This window comes from Citrobacter sp. Cpo045, assembly GCF_030332875.1.
Taxonomy (GTDB): domain Bacteria; phylum Pseudomonadota; class Gammaproteobacteria; order Enterobacterales; family Enterobacteriaceae; genus Citrobacter; species Citrobacter portucalensis.
The window spans coordinates 300,645-320,416 of record NZ_JAOWGZ010000076.1; the positions used below are offsets into that span (position 1 = coordinate 300,645).

At 52.0% G+C, this 19,772-nt stretch carries 15 protein-coding genes and 7 tRNA genes; 4 read left to right on the forward strand and 18 right to left on the reverse strand.

What is annotated here, in order from left to right; translation table 11 throughout:
• Window positions 1–64: 64 nt before the first annotated feature.
• From gltI to miaB, 6 genes are all read right to left on the reverse strand, one after another.
• Window positions 65–973, reverse strand: a complete 909-nt coding sequence (gltI, locus tag OGY13_RS05095; protein WP_003831318.1) for a glutamate/aspartate ABC transporter substrate-binding protein GltI — start codon at window positions 971–973, stop codon at window positions 65–67.
• A 411-nt stretch (window positions 974–1,384) separates the two neighbouring features.
• Window positions 1,385–2,923: an apolipoprotein N-acyltransferase gene (lnt, locus tag OGY13_RS05100; protein WP_071445754.1), complete on the reverse strand. Its 1,539-nt coding sequence runs from the start codon at window positions 2,921–2,923 to the stop codon at window positions 1,385–1,387.
• 24 nt (window positions 2,924–2,947) lie between these two features.
• Window positions 2,948–3,826: a CNNM family magnesium/cobalt transport protein CorC gene (gene corC / locus OGY13_RS05105; RefSeq protein ID WP_003022770.1), complete on the reverse strand. Its 879-nt coding sequence runs from the start codon at window positions 3,824–3,826 to the stop codon at window positions 2,948–2,950.
• Between the two features lie 129 nt (window positions 3,827–3,955).
• On the reverse strand, window positions 3,956–4,423 hold the full coding sequence (gene ybeY / locus OGY13_RS05110; RefSeq protein ID WP_003831323.1) for an rRNA maturation RNase YbeY: 468 nt from the start codon (window positions 4,421–4,423) through the stop codon (window positions 3,956–3,958).
• Window positions 4,420–5,466 carry a PhoH family protein gene (locus tag OGY13_RS05115; protein ID WP_003022776.1) on the reverse strand — a complete coding sequence of 349 codons (1,047 nt, stop codon included), beginning with the start codon at window positions 5,464–5,466 and terminating at the stop codon, window positions 4,420–4,422. Before OGY13_RS05115 ends, ybeY begins: the two co-directional genes overlap by 4 nt.
• Before the next feature lie 206 nt (window positions 5,467–5,672).
• On the reverse strand, window positions 5,673–7,103 hold the full coding sequence (gene miaB / locus OGY13_RS05120; RefSeq protein ID WP_003831327.1) for a tRNA (N6-isopentenyl adenosine(37)-C2)-methylthiotransferase MiaB: 1,431 nt from the start codon (window positions 7,101–7,103) through the stop codon (window positions 5,673–5,675).
• Window positions 7,104–7,248: 145 nt separating this feature from the next.
• Here miaB and ubiF point away from each other — a divergent pair, with 145 nt between their 5' ends.
• Window positions 7,249–8,424, forward strand: coding sequence for a 3-demethoxyubiquinol 3-hydroxylase (gene ubiF / locus OGY13_RS05125; protein ID WP_008784098.1), 1,176 nt, complete (start codon window positions 7,249–7,251; stop codon window positions 8,422–8,424).
• A gap of 119 nt (window positions 8,425–8,543) precedes the next feature.
• Here the strand turns inward: ubiF and OGY13_RS05130 are convergent.
• From OGY13_RS05130 to asnB, 8 genes are all read right to left on the reverse strand, one after another.
• Window positions 8,544–8,618 (reverse strand) — tRNA-Gln (locus tag OGY13_RS05130).
• Window positions 8,619–8,654: 36 nt separating this feature from the next.
• Window positions 8,655–8,729 (reverse strand) — tRNA-Gln (locus tag OGY13_RS05135).
• A 43-nt stretch (window positions 8,730–8,772) separates the two neighbouring features.
• Window positions 8,773–8,849, reverse strand: a tRNA-Met gene (locus OGY13_RS05140).
• Window positions 8,850–8,870: 21 nt separating this feature from the next.
• A tRNA-Gln gene (locus OGY13_RS05145) sits at window positions 8,871–8,945 on the reverse strand.
• Between the two features lie 38 nt (window positions 8,946–8,983).
• Window positions 8,984–9,058, reverse strand: a tRNA-Gln gene (locus OGY13_RS05150).
• A gap of 23 nt (window positions 9,059–9,081) precedes the next feature.
• Window positions 9,082–9,166, reverse strand: a tRNA-Leu gene (locus OGY13_RS05155).
• Window positions 9,167–9,174: 8 nt separating this feature from the next.
• A tRNA-Met gene (locus tag OGY13_RS05160) sits at window positions 9,175–9,251 on the reverse strand.
• Between the two features lie 223 nt (window positions 9,252–9,474).
• Window positions 9,475–11,139, reverse strand: coding sequence for an asparagine synthase B (asnB, locus tag OGY13_RS05165; protein ID WP_003831332.1), 1,665 nt, complete (start codon window positions 11,137–11,139; stop codon window positions 9,475–9,477).
• A gap of 39 nt (window positions 11,140–11,178) precedes the next feature.
• On the opposite strand from asnB, the gene OGY13_RS05170 reads away from it, so the two are divergent.
• On the forward strand, window positions 11,179–11,325 hold the full coding sequence (locus OGY13_RS05170) for a peroxiredoxin (RefSeq protein ID WP_122973776.1): 147 nt from the start codon (window positions 11,179–11,181) through the stop codon (window positions 11,323–11,325).
• 65 nt (window positions 11,326–11,390) lie between these two features.
• On the opposite strand, the gene nagD is transcribed toward OGY13_RS05170, so the two are convergent.
• From nagD to nagB, 4 genes are all read right to left on the reverse strand, one after another.
• Complete coding sequence (gene nagD / locus OGY13_RS05175) at window positions 11,391–12,143, reverse strand: ribonucleotide monophosphatase NagD (RefSeq protein WP_003022792.1); 753 nt, start codon at window positions 12,141–12,143, stop codon at window positions 11,391–11,393.
• Window positions 12,144–12,309: 166 nt separating this feature from the next.
• Window positions 12,310–13,530: a DNA-binding transcriptional regulator NagC gene (nagC, locus tag OGY13_RS05180; protein ID WP_048235883.1), complete on the reverse strand. Its 1,221-nt coding sequence runs from the start codon at window positions 13,528–13,530 to the stop codon at window positions 12,310–12,312.
• Between the two features lie 8 nt (window positions 13,531–13,538).
• Window positions 13,539–14,687, reverse strand: a complete 1,149-nt coding sequence (gene nagA, locus OGY13_RS05185; RefSeq protein ID WP_003831339.1) for an N-acetylglucosamine-6-phosphate deacetylase — start codon at window positions 14,685–14,687, stop codon at window positions 13,539–13,541.
• Between the two features lie 61 nt (window positions 14,688–14,748).
• Window positions 14,749–15,549 carry a glucosamine-6-phosphate deaminase gene (gene nagB, locus OGY13_RS05190; RefSeq protein ID WP_003022803.1) on the reverse strand — a complete coding sequence of 267 codons (801 nt, stop codon included), beginning with the start codon at window positions 15,547–15,549 and terminating at the stop codon, window positions 14,749–14,751.
• 342 nt (window positions 15,550–15,891) lie between these two features.
• Here nagB and nagE point away from each other — a divergent pair, with 342 nt between their 5' ends.
• Both nagE and glnS read left to right on the forward strand, forming a co-directional pair.
• Complete coding sequence (gene nagE / locus OGY13_RS05195) at window positions 15,892–17,841, forward strand: PTS N-acetyl glucosamine transporter subunit IIABC (protein ID WP_048235881.1); 1,950 nt, start codon at window positions 15,892–15,894, stop codon at window positions 17,839–17,841.
• Between the two features lie 187 nt (window positions 17,842–18,028).
• Complete coding sequence (gene glnS / locus OGY13_RS05200) at window positions 18,029–19,696, forward strand: glutamine--tRNA ligase (RefSeq protein WP_048226099.1); 1,668 nt, start codon at window positions 18,029–18,031, stop codon at window positions 19,694–19,696.
• The last annotated feature ends 76 nt before the right edge of the window (window positions 19,697–19,772 follow it).

Below are 19,772 nucleotides of genomic sequence, written 5' to 3' on the forward strand. Positions count from 1 at the left end.
GGCTTATAGTCTGTCCGTGCCGAGTAACAATCGAGAGGGAGGGGAAGCCTCCCATTTATTTTAGTTAGTTAAGCGCTTTATCATTCGGTTCTTTGAACAGAGCTTTCATCTCGTCTGACAGTTCGAAATTCATGTTCAGGTTCTTCGGCGGAATTGGATTTTTAAACCACTTATCAAACCATTTCTCAGCTTCGCCTGAGGTTTGCGCCTTGGCGATAGTGTCGTCCATCAGCTTTTTGAACTCAGGATCATCTTTGCGCAACATACAGCCGTAGGCTTCCTGAGACTGTGGCTTGCCGACGATCTCCCAGTTGTCTGGTTTCTTCGCTTTCGCGCGCTCGCCAGCAAGCAGGGCGTCATCCATCATAAAGGCAACGGCACGACCGCTTTCCAGAGTACGGAAAGAGTCACCGTGGTCTTTCGCGCTGATGATGCGCATATCCATTTTTTGTTCTTCATTCAGCTTGTGCAGCAGAACTTCGGAGGTGGTACCCGAAGTCACGACTACGGCTTTACCTTTCAGATCGGCGAAATCTTTAACGTCGCCGCCTTTTTTCGCCAGCAGACGGGTGCCGACAACGAAAATGGTGTCAGAGAAAGCCGCTTGTTTTTGGCGCTCGACGTTGTTGGTGGTGGATCCACATTCAAAATCGAAGGTGCCGTTTTGCAGCAGCGGGATACGGTTTTGTGAAGTAATCGGGATCAGTTTCACCTGCAGATCAGGCTTGTTCAGCTTTTTCTTCACGGCGTCAACGATCGCGTTGGAGTAATCCTGTGAATAACCGACCACTTTTTGCTGATTATCGTAGTAAGAAAACGGTACTGATGATTCACGGTGGCCGACAACGATCACGCCATTTTTGGCGATCTTATCCAGCGTGCTGCCTGCCGCTGGTGCTGCGTCTTCTGCGTGCGCCAGACCGGCGGACATTCCCATGACCAGCATGGCAGTGGCGAGCTTACGTAATTGCATATCCAACTCCTTTATCGTCTGCGCCAGGGACGCATTGATACCCATTGTGATGTTGTTATTGTTTGCTACTAAAACGTGCAGTCTTGTATGTGTTTGTTAACATTTAGTTTGGATGAATGTAAAGAATTTGCTGTGTTATTGTTTATTTTTGCGAAGTGCGCCGCACCATTTGGGGGCAAAAATATCTTGTTGCACTTTTCAGGTGCTACCGGCGCTCAACTTTGGTGCGACCAGGTTGCACATTCAGCCAAAACAGCGTTTGCCTTGTAGAACAAAGCAATAGACGTGCCAGAATGGTCTTTGGGAGGGGGAAGTAGGCCTGATAAGCGTAGCGCCATCAGGCACGATGCTGCACAACTGCCGGATGGCGGCGTACCGCCTTATCCGGCCTGCATTTGATGGGGCACTGTTTTACTTACGACGTTGGCGCAGACTCATTACCACTGCGCCAAAGCCAAACAGCGCGGTTAGCAGCCAGAGCGGCCAGTTTCCGGTACGGGCATAAGGGGTTAAGCCCGTCGTTGGCGTCACGCTGGTGGTCAGCACCTGACGGGTAAACTGCGGGATCATCGCCTGAACTTCGCCCTGCGGACCAATCACCGCCGTAATACCGTTGTTGGTGCTACGCAGCAGAGGTCGCGCTAGCTCCAGGGAACGCATACGCGCCATCTGGAAGTGCTGCCACGGGCCAATAGATTTACCAAACCATGCATCGTTAGAGATAGTCAGCAGGTAGTCCGTATCCGGGCGGAAGTTATCCCGTACCTGTTCGCCAAGAATGATTTCGTAGCAGATGGCAGCGGTCAGCTTAAAGCCGTGTGCATGCAACTGTGGCTGTACATAAGGACCGCGGCTGAACGAAGACATTGGCAGGTCAAAGAATGGCGCTAGCGGGCGTAGGATAGATTCCAGCGGGACAAACTCGCCAAACGGTACCAGATGGTTTTTGTTGTAGCGGTTGCTGGAGTCGTAGCTGTATGGGCTGTCTTTACCCAGTGTGATGATGGTGTTGTAGGTGTCGTAACGATTCTGCTTGTTCAGACGCGCGTCTACAATACCGGTAATCAGCGTGCTGTTTTTCGATTTCAGCAGGTCATCCATCATACTCAGAAAACGCTGCTGGTTAATTTCCAGGTCCGGAATAGCGGATTCTGGCCAGATGATGAGCTGTGATTTGCCCATCTCAGGCTGGGTGGCGTCGAGATAAATCTTCAGGGTGTTGAGTAACTGGCCTTCATCCCATTTGAGCGACTGCGGGATGTCACCCTGCACCATCGAGACCTGGGTGGTTTTTTCCGGCTCCAGCGTGTACCACTGAATATAACGTAGCGGGAAGGGCAGAGCGAAAAGCACCACGGCGGCAGCCAGCGGCTTCCAGTTACGCGTTACCAGTGCAAGTGCCAGCAGGCCGCTAACCATCATCAGCAGGAAGTTTATCGCCTCAACGCCCATTACCGGCGCCAGCCCTTTTAACGGGCCATCGATCTGGCTGTAGCCGAATTGCAACCACGGAAAACCGGTCAGTACCCAGCCGCGTAGAAATTCAGTGATTTGCCAGACTACCGGCGCGGCAATCGCTACACGTATCCAGGTAGTTTTCGGCCACAGACGCGCCAAAACGCCGGCAAACAGGCCAGTGTAGAGGGAAAGGTAAGCAGCAAGCAGAACCACGAGGAAGACGTTAACGGGGCCCGGCATACCGCCAAACTGCGCGATACTGACGTAAACCCAGTTGATGCCTGAGCCAAACAGTCCCAGTCCCCAGAAGTAGCCGATAGCGGCAGACTGGAGCGGACGGCGGTTGAAGGTGAGAGCCTGCAGACCCATCAGCGAAACAATCGCAGCGGGCCAGATGTCATACGGTGAGAAAGCCAGTGTCCCGCAGGCACCGAATAATAACGCCAGCAGCAGGCGAATGCGCTGGCGTTCAATTAAAGGGGCAAATGCCATGTAGTCTTAGATCCAGTTTCGGGTTTATTCGTCCAGTTTGGGCTGGGGTGAGTCGTCCGGAATTCTGACATGAACCTGAATAATACGACGGCTGTCGGCCATTGCCACTTTGAACTGGTAACCATCAATGTCGATGGTCTCTCCACGCGCGGGCAGATGACCGAAGGCCTGCATGACCAACCCGCCAATGGTATCCACTTCTTCATCGCTGAAATGCGTGCCGAAAGCTTCGTTGAAGTCTTCAATCGGCGCCAGTGCACGAATAGTCCAGGTGTGGCGACTGAGCTGACGGAAATCAATATCGTCTTCTTCGTCGTACTCATCTTCAATTTCACCGACAATCAGTTCAAGGATGTCCTCAATGGTCACCAGACCTGAGACACCGCCAAATTCGTCGATGACGATAGCCATATGATAACGCTGGGAGCGGAACTCTTTCAGCATGCGGTCAACCCGCTTGCTTTCAGGGACGACAACCGCCTGGCGTAACACTTTCTCCATGCTGAAGGCTTCGGCATCGCTACGCATAAACGGCAGCAGATCTTTGGCCATCAGAATCCCTTCAATGTGATCCTTGTCTTCGCTAATTACCGGGAAACGCGAGTGGGCAGATTCGATAATGACATCGAGGCATTCGTCCAGAGTTTGGTTGCGTTTCAGGGTAATCATCTGGGAGCGAGGGATCATGATGTCGCGAACACGCTGGTCCGCAATATCCATTACCCCTTCGAGCATATCGCGCGTATCTTCATCGATAAGGTCGTTTTGCCCGGAATCACGGATCAGCTCCAACAGTTCGTCGCGGTTTTTCGGTTCACCGTGGAAAAGTTGGCTCAGTAACAGGGAAAAAAATCCCTTTTTGCTGTTTAAGGTGTCACTACTGTGTGAATTGTCGTCGCTCATGGCGTCGTATGGGTTCTCATGTTAGTTAATACAAAGCGCGTCATGCGTTTACTCAGCTGTTGACGGCATATCTCTTCATTTTACTTCAAACCAAGTAGGCCTTATCAGGCCTACAAGATGTCGAAATGCTTACTCTTTCTCGGCAATGTACGGATCCTCATAGCCCAGAGCAAGCATAATCTCTGTTTCGAGGGATTCCATTTCTTCCGCTTCATCGTCTTCAATATGGTCGTAGCCGAGTAAATGCAGGCTACCGTGCACCACCATGTGCGCCCAGTGGGCCTCAAGCGGTTTGCCTTGCTCCTGCGCTTCTTTCTCAACCACCTGACGGCAGATGATCAAATCGCCCAGCAGCGGCATCTCAATGCCCGGCGGAGCCTCAAACGGGAAAGAGAGCACGTTGGTGGATTTGTCTTTCCCGCGATAGGTCAGGTTCAGGTCGTGGCTTTCCGCGTCATCGACCAGACGAATCGTCACTTCAGACTCTTCCTGAAACTGCGGGATCACCGCATCCAGCCAGCCCTGAAACTGACTTTCTGTTGGCAGACCGGATTCGTCTTCACATGCCAGCTGTAAATCGAGGATAACCTGACTCATTTTTGTTCCTGCTCCTGAGCTTCGCGCTTGCGTTCTGCAGCCTGCTCGGCTTTGCGTTTCTGTTCTGCTTCTTCCCAGGCTTCATACGCCGTGACGATACGGGCAACCACCGGGTGGCGCACCACGTCTTCGCTATGGAAGAAATTAAAACTAATTTCGTCGACTTCAGCCAACACTTCAATGGCATGACGCAGACCGGATTTGGTGCTACGCGGCAGGTCAATCTGGGTAATATCGCCAGTGATGACCGCTTTGGAGTTAAAGCCGATACGGGTCAGGAACATTTTCATCTGTTCGATGGTGGTGTTCTGGCTTTCATCAAGAATGATGAACGCATCGTTCAACGTACGACCGCGCATGTAGGCCAGGGGCGCAACTTCAATGACGTTACGCTCAATCAGCTTTTCAACCTTTTCAAAGCCAAGCATTTCGAAAAGCGCGTCATACAGCGGTCGTAAATACGGATCGACTTTCTGGCTGAGATCTCCTGGCAGGAATCCCAGTTTTTCGCCCGCTTCCACTGCCGGACGGGTCAGCAGAATGCGACGGATCTCCTGACGCTCAAGCGCATCAACCGCAGCGGCAACCGCGAGATACGTTTTACCCGTACCCGCAGGGCCAACGCCAAATGTAATGTCGTGGTCGAGGATATTCGCAATGTACTGTGCCTGGTTCGGCGTGCGCGGCTTAATTACTCCACGCTTGGTTTTGATGTTCACCGCTTTGCCAAATTCAGGCACGCTGTCTGCGCTTTGCTCAAGCACACGCGCTTCTTTGATCGCCAGATGAATTTGTTCAGGCTCGATGTCCTGCGTCTGACCGCGCATTGGGGCGGTATCGACGTACAGGCTACGTAAAATATCTGCCGCAGCGGTGACGCAAATTGGACGACCGGTCAGTTTAAAGTGGTTATCACGGCGGTTAATTTCGATGCCGAGGCGACGTTCCAGCTGTTTGATGTTGTCATCAAATGGGCCGCAAAGGCTCAACAGGCGGGCGTTGTCTGCGGGTTCAAGGGTGATTTCGCGAGTGTCTATGTTCAAACTGTTCCTCTTATGCATGTCTCGCCGGACGCTGAACATTTACCGGCATCTAAGGAAATTATTCACGCCATGGGGGAAAGGCGCAAGCATTGCAGCAAATATGGGGATGATAGGGCAGATTACAAGACCCGCCGGGACAGCGAGCCCTGGATTGTAGGCCCGATAAGTGTAGCGGTATCGGGCCTTTTTTACGTTTTTCAGCAGGATTAAGGCTGATAAATACCGACGCCCAGATCGTTTTCTTTGCGGGTACGCGCAATGACCGATTCAGGGGATTCTGCGATACGCAGACCCATTTCGTCCTCGGTACGCACCACTTTACCGCGCAGGGAGTTAGTCCAGACATCGGTAATTTCTACGTCTACGAACTTACCGACCATGTCCGGGTTGCCTTCAAAGTTCACCACACGGTTATTTTCGGTACGGCCTGACAGTTCCATGATGCTTTTACGCGATGTGCCTTCAACCAGAATGCGCTGGGTCGTGCCGACCATACGGCGGCTCCAGGCCATAGCTTGCTGGTTGATACGCTCCTGTAGAATGTACAGACGCTGTTTCTTCTCTTCTTCCGGTACGTCGTCAACCATATCGGCGGCAGGGGTGCCAGGACGCGCAGAGAAAATAAAGCTGTAGCTCATGTCAAAATTGACGTCAGCAATCAGCTTCATGGTCTGCTCGAAATCCTGCGTGGTCTCACCCGGGAAGCCAACGATGAAGTCGGAGCTAATCTGGATATCCGGACGCGCAGCGCGCAGTTTGCGGATGATCGCTTTGTATTCCAGCGCGGTATGGGTACGCCCCATCAGGTTCAGTACGCGGTCTGAACCGCTCTGTACCGGCAGATGCAGGAAGCTCACCAACTCTGGCGTATCACGATAAACTTCAACGATATCATCGGTGAATTCGATCGGATGGCTGGTGGTGAAGCGGATACGATCAATACCGTCGATCGCTGCGACCAGACGTAACAGATCGGCAAAAGATCCGATCGTGCCGTCGTAGTTCTCACCACGCCAGGCGTTCACGTTTTGCCCCAGCAGGTTCACTTCACGCACGCCTTGGGCTGCAAGCTGGGCGATTTCAAACAGAATATCATCCGCCGGACGGCTGACTTCCTCACCGCGGGTGTAGGGCACCACGCAGTAAGTACAATATTTATTACAACCTTCCATGATAGACACAAACGCGCTTGGACCTTCAGCACGCGGTTCCGGCAGGCGGTCGAACTTTTCGATCTCCGGGAAACTGATATCAACCACCGGGCTACGGGTCGTGCTTCCACGCACTTTGTTGATCATTTCCGGCAGGCGGTGCAGCGTTTGCGGCCCAAAAATAATATCGACGTAATGCGCGCGCTGGCGAATATGATCGCCTTCCTGAGACGCAACACAGCCACCGACCCCAATGATGAGCTTGGGGTTTTTCTCTTTTAACAGTTTCCAGCGGCCCAGTTGATGGAACACTTTTTCCTGAGCCTTCTCACGGATTGAGCAGGTATTCAGCAGCAGCACATCCGCTTCTTCCGCCACGTCAGTCAGTTGATACCCATGAGTGGCATCCAGCAGATCGGCCATCTTCGATGAATCGTATTCGTTCATCTGACAGCCCCAGGTTTTAATATGGAGTTTTTTGGTCATCGACTTGCTCTTGCGAAATTGTGGCTGAAATGCAGGGCGCATAGTGTACTGCTTTGGCGCGGTTGTGACCAGTATGACGGATGTCAGCCTCAAGGGGTAAAAAATCCTGTAAACTTACACAATACATGTAACTGGATAATTGACCATGACAAATCAACCAACGGAAATTGCCATTGTCGGCGGGGGGATGGTCGGCGGCGCGCTGGCGCTTGGACTGGCGCAGCATGGATTTACGGTAACGGTCATTGAGCATGCCGTTCCCGCGCCGTTTGTGGCTGACGGACAGCCTGATGTCAGAATTTCTGCCATTAGTTCCGCGTCGGTGTCGTTGCTAAAAGGGCTGGGCGTCTGGGATACGGTGCAGGGGATGCGCAGCCATCCTTATCGTCGACTGGAAACCTGGGAGTGGGAAAATGCCCATGTGATGTTTGATGCCGCCGAGCTTAAGCTGCCTCTGTTGGGCTATATGGTGGAAAACACGGTCCTGCAACAGGCGCTCTGGCAGGCGCTGCAAGCTAACCCTAAAGTCACGCTGCGCGTACCGGCGTCCCTGATTTCTTTGCATCAACATAACGATCGACATGAGCTTGAGCTGGCAGGTGGCGAAACTATTAGCGCGAAGCTGGTCATCGGCGCCGATGGTGCCAACTCTCAGGTGCGAAAAATGGCCGGGATTGGTATCCATGCCTGGCAGTACGCGCAGTCCTGTATGTTGATAACCGTGCAATGCGAAAATTCACCGGGAGACAGCACCTGGCAGCAATTTACGCCTGACGGCCCGCGCGCGTTTTTACCGCTGTTTGATAACTGGGCCTCGTTGGTGTGGTACGACTCACCGGCTCGCATCCGCCAATTGCAAGCGCTGAATATGCCGCAATTGCAGACGGAGATTGCTAAACATTTTCCATCGCGACTCGGTAAGGTGATGCCAGTGGCTGCGGGGGCGTTCCCGCTTACGCGTCGTCATGCGCTGCAATATGTGCAACCGGGGCTGGCGCTGGTAGGTGATGCCGCGCATACCATTCATCCGCTGGCGGGGCAGGGCGTTAATCTGGGCTTTCGTGATGTCGATGCGTTGATTGATGTGCTGGTGAACGCGCGCAGCTACGGTGAATCCTGGGCCAGTCAGCCGGTGCTCAAGCGCTATCAGAATCGCCGTATGACTGACAATTTCCTCATGCAAAGCGGTATGGATCTGTTCTATGCCGGATTCAGCAATAACCTGCAGCCGCTGCGCATCATGCGTAATCTCGGGCTCATGGCCGCAGAGCGCGCTGGCGTACTGAAACGTCAGGCACTGAAGTATGCGTTAGGGTTGTAGCTCGAGTGGTGCCTGATGGCGCTACGTTTATCAGGCCTACAAGTCATGTAGGCCGGGTAAGGCTTGCCATCACCCAACATTAGAAAAGCAAAAAGCTCGCCGAAGCGAGCTTTTTAATATGGCTGGGGTACGAGGATTCGAACCTCGGAATGCTGGTATCAGAAACCAGAGCCTTACCGCTTGGCGATACCCCAACGGGTGCACCCACAGAGTGGACGACTTTTTGAAATTGGCTGGGGTACGAGGATTCGAACCTCGGAATGCTGGTATCAGAAACCAGAGCCTTACCGCTTGGCGATACCCCAACAATTTTTTGGATTTACCGAACGAGTCGATACGTCCTTAATATGGTGGCTACGACGGGATTCGAACCTGTGACCCCATCATTATGAGTGATGTGCTCTAACCAGCTGAGCTACGTAGCCAAATACTAACATTTTCTTCGATGGCTGGGGTACCTGGATTCGAACCAGGGAATGCCGGTATCAAAAACCGGTGCCTTACCGCTTGGCGATACCCCAATGACCGTTGCGGTGAACCGCTATATCGAAGAAAAAAATGGCTGGGGTACCTGGATTCGAACCAGGGAATGCCGGTATCAAAAACCGGTGCCTTACCGCTTGGCGATACCCCATCCGTGCAACGCTTACGGGTGAATGGTGCGGGAGGCGAGACTTGAACTCGCACACCTTGCGGCGCCAGAACCTAAATCTGGTGCGTCTACCAATTTCGCCACTCCCGCAAAAAAGATGGTGGCTACGACGGGATTCGAACCTGTGACCCCATCATTATGAGTGATGTGCTCTAACCAGCTGAGCTACGTAGCCATCTTTTTTTCGCGTAACCTTATCGGCGTTGCGGGGCGCATTATGCGTATTGAGCCTTGAAGCGTCAACCCCTTTTTCATTGAAAATAGCTGGAATGTGACTGTTTGGTTAGGTTGCGAACAGCATGACGCAATATTCGGCAATTATTAGTTATGAATTGTTTTTTTGCACAGAAAACAAACATAAAAAAAGAGCCCCGCAGGGCTCTTATCTAAGGATTAACTTATTTATAAGCGGACTGGTGTACGCCAACGGCACGGCCAGATGGATCGTTCATGGTTTTAAACGCCTCATCCCATTCGATCGCCTTGGCTGAAGAACAGGCAACCGACGGCCCGCCAGGCACGCATTCGGCAGCGCTTGCTACCGGGAACAACTCTTCGAAAATCTCACGGTACAAATACGCTTCTTTTGACGATGGCGTGTTGTACGGGAAACGGAAGCTGGCGGTTTCCAGTTGTTGGTCTGAAACTTGTTCTGCAGCCACCTCTTTCAGCGTGTCAATCCAGCTGTAACCGACACCGTCAGAGAACTGCTCTTTCTGACGCCATGCGACGCTTGCCGGCAGGTAGGACTCAAAACATTCGCGCAGAACGTGTTTTTCCATTTTGCCGTTGCCGCACATTTTGTCCTGCGGGTTGATGCGCATCGCCACATCAAGGAATTTCTTATCCAGGAAGGGCACGCGAGCTTCTACACCCCAGGCCGACATGGCTTTGTTGGCACGGGCGCAGTCGAACATATGCAGCGCTTGCAGCTTGCGCACGGTTTCTTCGTGCAGTTCTTTTGCATCTGGCGCTTTGTGGAAATAGAGATAGCCGCCAAACACCTCGTCCGAACCTTCACCCGACAACACCATTTTAATACCCATCGCTTTAATTTTACGCGACATTAAGTACATTGGCGTCGAGGCGCGAATCGTCGTGACATCGTAAGTTTCGATGTGGTAAATCACGTCGCGGATCGCATCCAGACCTTCCTGCACGGTGAAGTGGATCTCATGGTGCACGGTCCCCAGATGGTTCGCCACCTCTTGCGCAGCTTTCAGATCCGGAGCGCCTTCCAGGCCGACGGCGAAGGAGTGCAGCTGTGGCCACCAGGCTTCGCTACGTTCCTGATCTTCAACACGGCGTGCCGCATATTTTTTAGTTATCGCGGAAATGACAGATGAATCCAGACCACCGGACAGCAGTACGCCATAAGGAACATCTGACATCAGGTGGCTTTTCACCGCATCTTCCAGTGCCTGGCGCAGCTCGTTTTTATCAGTAACGTTGTCTTTGACGGCATCGTATTCAAACCAGTCGCGCTGGTAGTACTGACGAATTTCACCGTCTTTACTCCACAAATAGCTACCGGCCGGGAATTCTTTGATTGTGCGGCAGACAGGAACCAGCGCTTTCATCTCAGACGCAACGTAGAAGTTACCGTGCTCGTCGTAACCCATATACAGCGGGATGATCCCGATATGATCGCGACCGATCAGGTAGGCGTCCTGCTCGCTGTCGTACAGGGCAAAAGCAAACATGCCTTGCAGGTCATCGAGGAACGCGGGTCCTTTTTCCTGATACAGCGCGAGGATAACTTCGCAGTCGGAACCGGTCTGGAACTGGTAGCGATCGCCGTATTCAGCACGCAGTGTCTGGTGGTTATAAATTTCACCGTTAACCGCCAGGATATGTGTCTTCTTCATGTTGTACAGCGGCTGAGCACCGGCATTGACGTCGACGATGGACAGACGTTCGTGCGCCAGAATGGCGTTATCACAGGCGTAAATACCTGACCAGTCCGGGCCGCGGTGGCGCATCAGACGAGACAGTTCCAGGGCTTTTTTACGCAGTTCAACTGCGTCAGTTTTAATATCGAATACGCCAAAAATAGAACACATAACCTTCTCCGTTAACCTGTTGCGTGATGCTTTTTATGTTTGCTTGATAAAGAAAATGCCGCAAAGCTGGAGAGGGCGCAAGCGAATTACGGGTCAGAAAATAAAAAACGCAATGGTCATTGTGGATTGATGAAAAAAGAATATGTAATGAGCGCTATTATTGATGAATCAGCAGTGAAATGGTGATTTTATTGAATGGATGTATTTTTCAGGCCGGATAACTTGCAGATGTTGTTATCCGGCTAAAGAGATTAAATGACGTCTATTTCAGCAACGGACGGGTAAATCCAGCTTGGTCTGAACGGCATGTTGTCAATATCATCAAGCTTGGAAACGCCAGACAGTACCAGGATAGTTTCCAGACCCGCCTGAAAACCTGCCAGAATATCGGTACGCAGGTTGTCACCAACGATAACGGTTTCTTCCGAGTGTGCCTGCATTTTGTTGAGCGCCGCGCGAATAATCCACGGGCTGGGTTTGCCGACATAAAACGGTTTACGGCCTGAGATCTTCTCAATACCGGCACAGAGTGCTCCACAGGCGGGATAAAAGCCGCGACCGTGGGTATCCGGGTTAGTGGCGATAAAACGAGCGCCGTTGGCGACAAAATACGCCGCTTTATGCATCATGTCCCAGTTATAGGAACGTGTCTCGCCAACAATCACAAAATCGGGGTTCACGTCGGTAATGGTAAATCCAGCTTTATACAGTTCGTGTATTAACGCGCCTTCACCCACCACGTAGGCCTTTTTTCCTTCCTGGCGACGAAGAAAATCAGCGGTAGCCATCGCGGAAGTATAAAAGACGCTATCAGGGACATTCACACCCGCGGTGGCGAAGCGGTTTGCCAGATCTTGCCCGGTCTGCGAAGGGTAGTTAGTCAGCAGGACTAACGGCAGGCCTTTTTCCAGGATCCCAGTCAGAAATTCTGCCGCACCCGGTACAGCAACATTGTCGTGCATCAGCACGCCGTCGATATCACAAATTACATTCTTAATGGCCATGGACAATCCGACATTAAAAAAAGAAGGCATTACTATACACAAAATACACTACATCATTCGAGTTGCATCAAGGCGGCAAGTCTGCGAACCCCTGGAGCTTACTGAAGTAAGTGACCGGGGTGAGCAGATGCAGCTAACGCAGAGGCAGCTCGCAGGATGACGTGTATTAGTTTTCCAGCAAACGTTGCAGCAGTGTACCGTTGAGCATTGCGCGCTTCACCAGCGCAAAGGCGCCAATGGCGGAGCGGTGATCCAGCGTGGACCGAACCACCGGTAAATTATGGCGAAACGCTTTCAACGCCTGCGTGTTGATACAGCTTTCTATTGCAGGCAGCAGCACCTTATCCGCCTCGGTAATTTCGCCCGCAATGACGATTTTTTGCGGGTTAAACAGGTTGATGGCAATGGCGATAGTTTTACCCAGATGGCGACCAACGTGCTCAATAACTTCTGCTGCCAGATTATCGCCTTTATTTGCTGCCTTACAGATGGCTTTGATGCTGCAATCATCCAGCGTGAGTCGACTTGGATAACCCTGCTTCAGTAAGTTCTGCACGCGATGTTCAATAGAAGCATTGGCGGCAATGGTTTCCAGGCAGCCGAAATTACCGCAGTGACAGCGCTCACCCAGCGGCTCTACCTGAATATGACCAATCTCGCCGACGTTGCCATTGCGACCGATGAAAATTCGGCCGTTGGAGATAATACCCGCGCCGGTTCCGCGGTGCACTCGCACCAAAATGGAGTCTTCGCAATCCTGGCTTGCCCCGAAATAGTGCTCAGCCAGCGCAAGGCTGCGAATATCATGACCAACAAAGCAGGTGACTTTGAAGCGTTTTTCGAGCGCTTCGACCAGTCCCCAGTTTTCGACCTGAATGTGTGGCATATAGCGGATGACGCCGCTTTCAGGATCGACAAGGCCTGGCAGGATGACAGAAATTGCGATCAGCTCACGGATTTTCCGCTGGCAGCTCTCAATAAAGATGGCAATGGTGTTGAGCAGCGCATATTCCAGCGTTTCCTGGGTGCGCTCCGGGAGGGGGTAATGCTCTTCGGCGACAACTTTACTGCTCATATCATAGAGCGTGAGCGTTGTGTCGTGGCGACCCAGTCGTACGCCAATGGCGTGGAAATTGCGGGTTTCTGTGACGATAGAGATAGCGCGGCGGCCCCCGGTGGAGGCCTGCTGATCGACTTCTTTGATCAGCCCGCGTTCGATCAACTGACGCGTAATTTTGGTTACGCTGGCGGGGGCAAGCTGGCTTTGCTCGGCAATTTGAATTCGCGAGATTGGCCCATGCTGGTCAATCAGGCGATAAACCGCCGCGCTGTTAAGCTGTTTTACGAGATCAACATTACCTATTTGAGCTTGTCCGCCTGGTGTCATTCTTTCTCTTACTCAGTAACGACCTCGTTGCCATTAACGATGGTCTTGATAATTTTAAAGTCGTGCGTGAACGCAGTCAGGTTGGCTACTTTGCCTGGCGCGATGCTGCCGAGTTGTTTGTCGACGCCGATGGCGCGAGCAGGGTAGAGCGTTGCCATGCGTAAGACTTCGTCGAGGGCGATATTTGCATGCTCGACCAGATTGCGTACGCCTTCAATCATGGTTAATGATGAACCGCTCAACGTGCCGTTCTCATCAACACACAGTCCATTGCGGTAGTATATTGTTTTACCAGCGAAAATGAACTGTTCAATGTTTGCACCTGCTGGCGCGGTCGCGTCAGTAACCAGGCACAGCTTGTCGCCTTTCAGGCGCTTAGCATTACGAATGTTAACGTAGTCAACGTGCAGGCCATCGGCGATGATACCGCAGTAGATATCGGCTTCATCCAAAATAGCGCCCGCCAGACCGGGTTCGCGGCCGGTAATGTACGGCATCGCGTTGAACAGGTGCGTTGCAAAGGTAATACCTGCACGGAATCCGATTTTTGCTTCTTTTACCGTTGCATTGGAATGACCCGCAGAAACCACGATACCCGCATTCACCAGTTTGGTGATGACCTCTACCGGGACCATTTCTGGTGCCAGTGTGACTTTGGTGATCACATCCGCATTATCGCACAGGAAATCAACCAGTGCAGCGTCCGGCTGACGGACAAATCCCGGATTATGGGTGCCTTTTTTAACAAGATTCAGCCACGGGCCTTCAAGATGAAGTCCTAATGCCTGATTCGGGTGTTTCGCCAGGTATTCACGCATCACGCGAACACCTTGTTTCATCAGGTCATCGCTGGTGGTGATAAGCGTTGGCAAATAGTTGGTGCAGCCAGATTTTTCATTGGCTTTCTGCATGATTTCCAGCGTTTCAACGGTTACGGCTTCTGCCGTATCGTTAAACTGCACACCGCCGCAGCCGTTCAGCTGTACATCAATAAAACCGGGGGAAACAATGGCCCCATTCAGTGAGCGCTGTTCAATCCCTGACGGTAATTCAGCCAGTGGGCAAACGCTGTCGATCAGGCCATTGGCGACAACAATCGCATGGTCATCAAGAATTTCGTGACCGGTAAAGATCCGGCCCTGGGTTAAAGCATACATTCCGACCCCCGATTTCAAAAAAATGCCGCCCTGCAACTTATCGACAGGGCGGAGACATCAATTACAGACCTTTAATATTTTCCGCTTCTAACTCGTTGAAGTATTTCAGCGTCTTCACTTTCAGTTCCATGGTGGAAGGCTCATCGCAGACCACAACGGCTTTTGGATGCAACTGCAGGCAGCTGATGGTCCACATGTGGTTAACGTTGCCTTCAACGGCGGCTTGCAGCGCCTGTGCTTTCTGGTGGCCCAGAACCAGGATCATCACTTCTTCAGCATCCAGCAGGGTGCCCACGCCAACGGTCAGCGCATATTTAGGCACCTGGCTTACGTCGCCGTCAAAGAAGCGTGAGTTAGCAACACGTGTGTCGTGAGTCAGCGTTTTGATGCGGGTACGGGAAGCCAAAGAGGAAGCTGGCTCGTTGAACGCGATGTGACCATCGTTGCCTACACCGCCCATAAACAGGTGGATTTTACCGTAAGAACGGATTTTTTCTTCATACTGACGGCATTCTGCATCAATATCCGGCGCGTTACCATTGAGGAGGTTGATGTTTTCTGCTGGAATATCAACGTGATCAAAGAAATTGCGGTGCATAAAGCTGTGGTAGCTTTCCGGATGCTCTTTCGGCAGGCCAACATATTCGTCCATGTTGAACGTAACAACATGCTTGAAGCTCACCTGGCCCGCTTTGTGCATTTCAACCAATGCTTTATAAGCTGTCAGCGGAGTACCGCCAGTCGGCAGGCCCAGAACGAACGGACGATCTGCCGTTGGTTTGAACGCGTTAATACGGTTAACGATATGGCGAGCAGCCCATTTGCCGACTTGTTCAGCGGTATTCAGGGGGATCAGTCTCATTCTTCACCTCAAAAGTAAAAGTAAGCAGTTGGCGGATTGAGTCTCTGTGCAGTAATAAGCGTAACCTGGTTTTGCATCGGTAAGGATCAATCCGTTTCGATTTTTTGAATGATAAAATAAGTTTTCGTAGTTAGCCAGTGAATGGGAGGGTTAATAACGATATTTGGTGACTGGAATCACAAAAAACACGCGTTTAATTTGCGATACGAATTAATTTTTCACACACTCTGAATGTAGATGAATGGTTAATATCGTTGTTCCAGAATCTTGCTGTCAGGAATGGTCGCACAATAAAAATATGGCTTCAAAGAAGCCTAATCGGGGTCTCGTAGGGGGAATAAAATGAATATTTTAGGTTTTTTCCAGCGGCTGGGTAGGGCGTTACAGCTCCCCATCGCTGTGCTGCCAGTCGCGGCACTGCTGCTGCGATTCGGCCAACCAGATTTACTTAACGTACCCTTCATCGCGCAAGCGGGTGGGGCCATCTTTGATAACCTCGCGTTAATTTTTGCGATCGGTGTTGCTTCCAGCTGGTCAAAAGACAGCGCAGGTGCAGCAGCGCTGGCAGGTGCGGTCGGTTATTTCATATTGACCAAAGCAATGGTTACCATTAACCCTGCAATCAATATGGGCGTGCTGGCTGGTATCATCACCGGTCTGGTCGGCGGTGCCGTGTATAACCGCTGGTCTGGTATCAAACTGCCTGACTTCCTGAGCTTCTTTGGCGGCAAACGCTTTGTGCCGATCGCCACTGGCTTCTTCTGTCTGGTGCTGGCTGCTATCTTCGGTTACGTATGGCCGCCGGTACAGAACGCCATCCATGCGGGTGGTGAGTGGATCGTGGGCGCTGGCGCGCTGGGTTCCGGTATCTTTGGTTTCATCAACCGTCTGCTGATCCCAACCGGTCTGCATCAGGTGCTGAACACCATCGCCTGGTTCCAGATTGGCGAATTTACTAACGCTGCAGGTACCGTATTCCACGGTGACATCAACCGCTTCTACGCGGGTGACGGCACTGCGGGTATGTTCATGTCTGGCTTCTTCCCAATCATGATGTTTGGTCTGCCGGGTGCGGCGCTGGCGATGTACTTCGCGGCTCCGAAAGCACGTCGTCCGATGGTTGGCGGTATGCTGCTGTCCGTTGCGATCACCGCGTTCCTGACCGGTGTTACCGAGCCGCTGGAATTCCTGTTCATGTTCCTGGCTCCACTGCTGTATCTCCTGCACGCACTGTTAACGGGTATCAGCCTGTTCGTTGCAACACTGCTGGGGATCCACGCAGGCTTCTCCTTCTCCGCAGGTGCTATCGACTACGTGTTGATGTACAACCTGCCAGCAGCAAGTAAGAACGTCTGGATGCTGGTGGTGATGGGGCTGGTGTTCTTCGTTATCTACTTTGTGCTGTTCAGCGCGGTTATTCGTATGTTTAACCTGAAAACGCCGGGCCGCGAAGATAAAGAAGACGATATCGTTACTGAAGAAGCCAACAGCAACACTGAAGAAGGTTTGGCTCAACTGGCAACCAACTACATTGCAGCGGTTGGCGGTACTGACAACCTGAAAGCGATTGATGCCTGTATCACTCGTCTGCGTCTGACCGTTGCCGACTCCGGTCGCGTAAACGATGCGATGTGTAAGCGTTTAGGCGCATCTGGGGTAGTTAAGCTGAACAAGCAAACTATCCAGGTCATCGTGGGTGCGAAAGCCGAATCCATCGGCGACGAAATGAAGAAAGTTGTCGCGCGTGGCCCGGTGGCAGCAGCATCTGGTGAAAGTGCGCCAGCAGCAGCGGCCCCAGTAGCAAAACCGCAGGCTGTAGCGAATGCAGTCACCGTTGAAGCGCTGGTTTCTCCGATTACTGGTGACGTAGTTGCGCTGGAACAGGTTCCTGATGAAGCCTTCGCCAGCAAAGCAGTAGGCGACGGCGTGGCAGTGAAACCAACGGATAAAATCGTGGTTGCTCCGGCTGCGGGCACCATCGTGAAAATCTTCAACACTAACCATGCGTTCTGCCTGGAAACTGTTAAAGGCGCGGAAATCGTGGTCCATATGGGCATCGACACCGTCGCGCTGGAAGGCAAAGGCTTTAAGCGTCTGGTTGAAGAAGGTGCGGAAGTTACTGCAGGCCAACCGATTCTGGAAATGGATCTGGAGTTCCTGAACGCTAACGCACGTTCGATGATAAGCCCGGTTGTGTGCAGCAACAGCGATGATTTCGGCGCTCTGGTTATTAAAGCCGAAGGTCATGTGGTTGCCGGTCAAACACCACTGTATGAGATTAAAGGTAAATAACTGCTCCTGAGTAAAGTGAGTTAAGTGCCTTAAGCGGCGGGGGATATTCCTCCGCCGCTTTTTTTTGCAGCAAATGCCCTCATATATCCTGTTGAAACACCTTTTTTGTGCAACTAATAGTTGTCTCCTGACGTCGCTTATAAGATCATACTCCGTTATACGTTGTTTACGCTTTGAGGAATCCACGATGAGTGAGGCTGAAGCCCGCCCGAGTAACTTTATTCGTCAGATCATCGATGAAGATCTGGCCAGTGGTAAGCACACCACTATCCATACCCGTTTTCCGCCGGAGCCAAATGGCTATCTGCATATTGGCCACGCGAAATCCATTTGTCTGAACTTTGGCATTGCGCAAGATTACCAGGGCCAGTGCAACCTGCGTTTTGATGATACGAACCCGGTTAAAGAAGATATCGAGTACGTTGAGTCGATTAAAAACGACGTTGAATGGTTAGGTTTCCACTGGACTGGCGACATTCGCTACTCTTCGGATTACTTCGATCAGCTTCACGCCTATGCGGTAGAGCTTATTAATAAAGGGCTGGCGTACGTTGACGAACTGTCAGCGGACGAAATCCGTGAATACCGCGGCACGCTGACTCAGCCTGGCAAAAATAGCCCGTACCGCGATCGTAGCGTCGAAGAGAACCTGGCGCTGTTCGAAAAAATGCGTGCCGGTGGTTTTGAAGAAGGTAAAGCCTGCCTGCGTGCGAAAATCGACATGGCGTCGCCGTTTATCGTGATGCGCGATCCGGTGCTGTACCGTATTAAGTTCGCCGAACACCACCAGACCGGCAACAAGTGGTGCATCTACCCGATGTACGACTTTACCCACTGCATCAGCGATGCGCTGGAAGGCATTACGCATTCCCTGTGTACCCTGGAGTTCCAGGATAACCGTCGTCTGTACGACTGGGTGCTGGACAACATCACCATTCCGGTTCATCCGCGTCAGTACGAATTCTCGCGCCTGAATCTGGAATATACCGTGATGTCCAAGCGCAAGCTGAACCTGCTGGTGACCGACAAGCACGTTGAAGGCTGGGACGATCCGCGTATGCCGACGATTTCTGGCCTGCGTCGTCGCGGTTACACCGCTGCCGCGATCCGTGAGTTCTGCAAACGCATTGGCGTGACCAAACAAGACAACACCATTGAGATCGCTTCTCTGGAATCCTGTATCCGCGAAGATCTGAACGAAAACGCCCCGCGCGCGATGGCGGTTATCGATCCGGTTAAACTGGTTATCGAAAACTATCCGCAGGGCGAAAGCGAATTGGTCACCATGCCTAACCATCCGAACAAACCGGAAATGGGCAGCCGCGAAGTGCCATTTAGCGGTGAAATTTGGATCGATCGCGCAGACTTCCGTGAAGAAGCGAACAAGCAGTACAAGCGTCTGGTGATGGGCAAAGAAGTACGTCTGCGTAATGCTTATGTGATCAAAGCCGAACGTGTTGAGAAAGATGCGGAAGGGAATATCACCACCATTTTCTGCACCTACGATGCCGACACCCTGAGCAAAGACCCGGCCGATGGTCGTAAAGTCAAAGGCGTTATTCACTGGGTGAGCGCGTCCCATGCGCTGCCGATTGAAATCCGCTTGTACGATCGTCTGTTTAGCGTGCCAAATCCAGGCGCGGCGGAAGACTTCCTGTCCGTTATTAACCCGGAATCGCTGGTCATTAAGCAGGGTTACGGTGAGCCGTCGCTGAAGGCAGCGGTTGCAGGTAAAGCGTTCCAGTTTGAGCGTGAAGGTTACTTCTGCCTGGACAGTCGTTATGCAACGGCTGACAAGCTGGTGTTTAACCGTACCGTTGGTCTACGTGACACGTGGGCTAAAGCGGGCGAATAAGCCGCAACACATCCTCTCTAAACGCCGCTTCATGCGGCGTTTTTTTTCGCAAAAAAACCGTGTTCCAGGCTCCGTT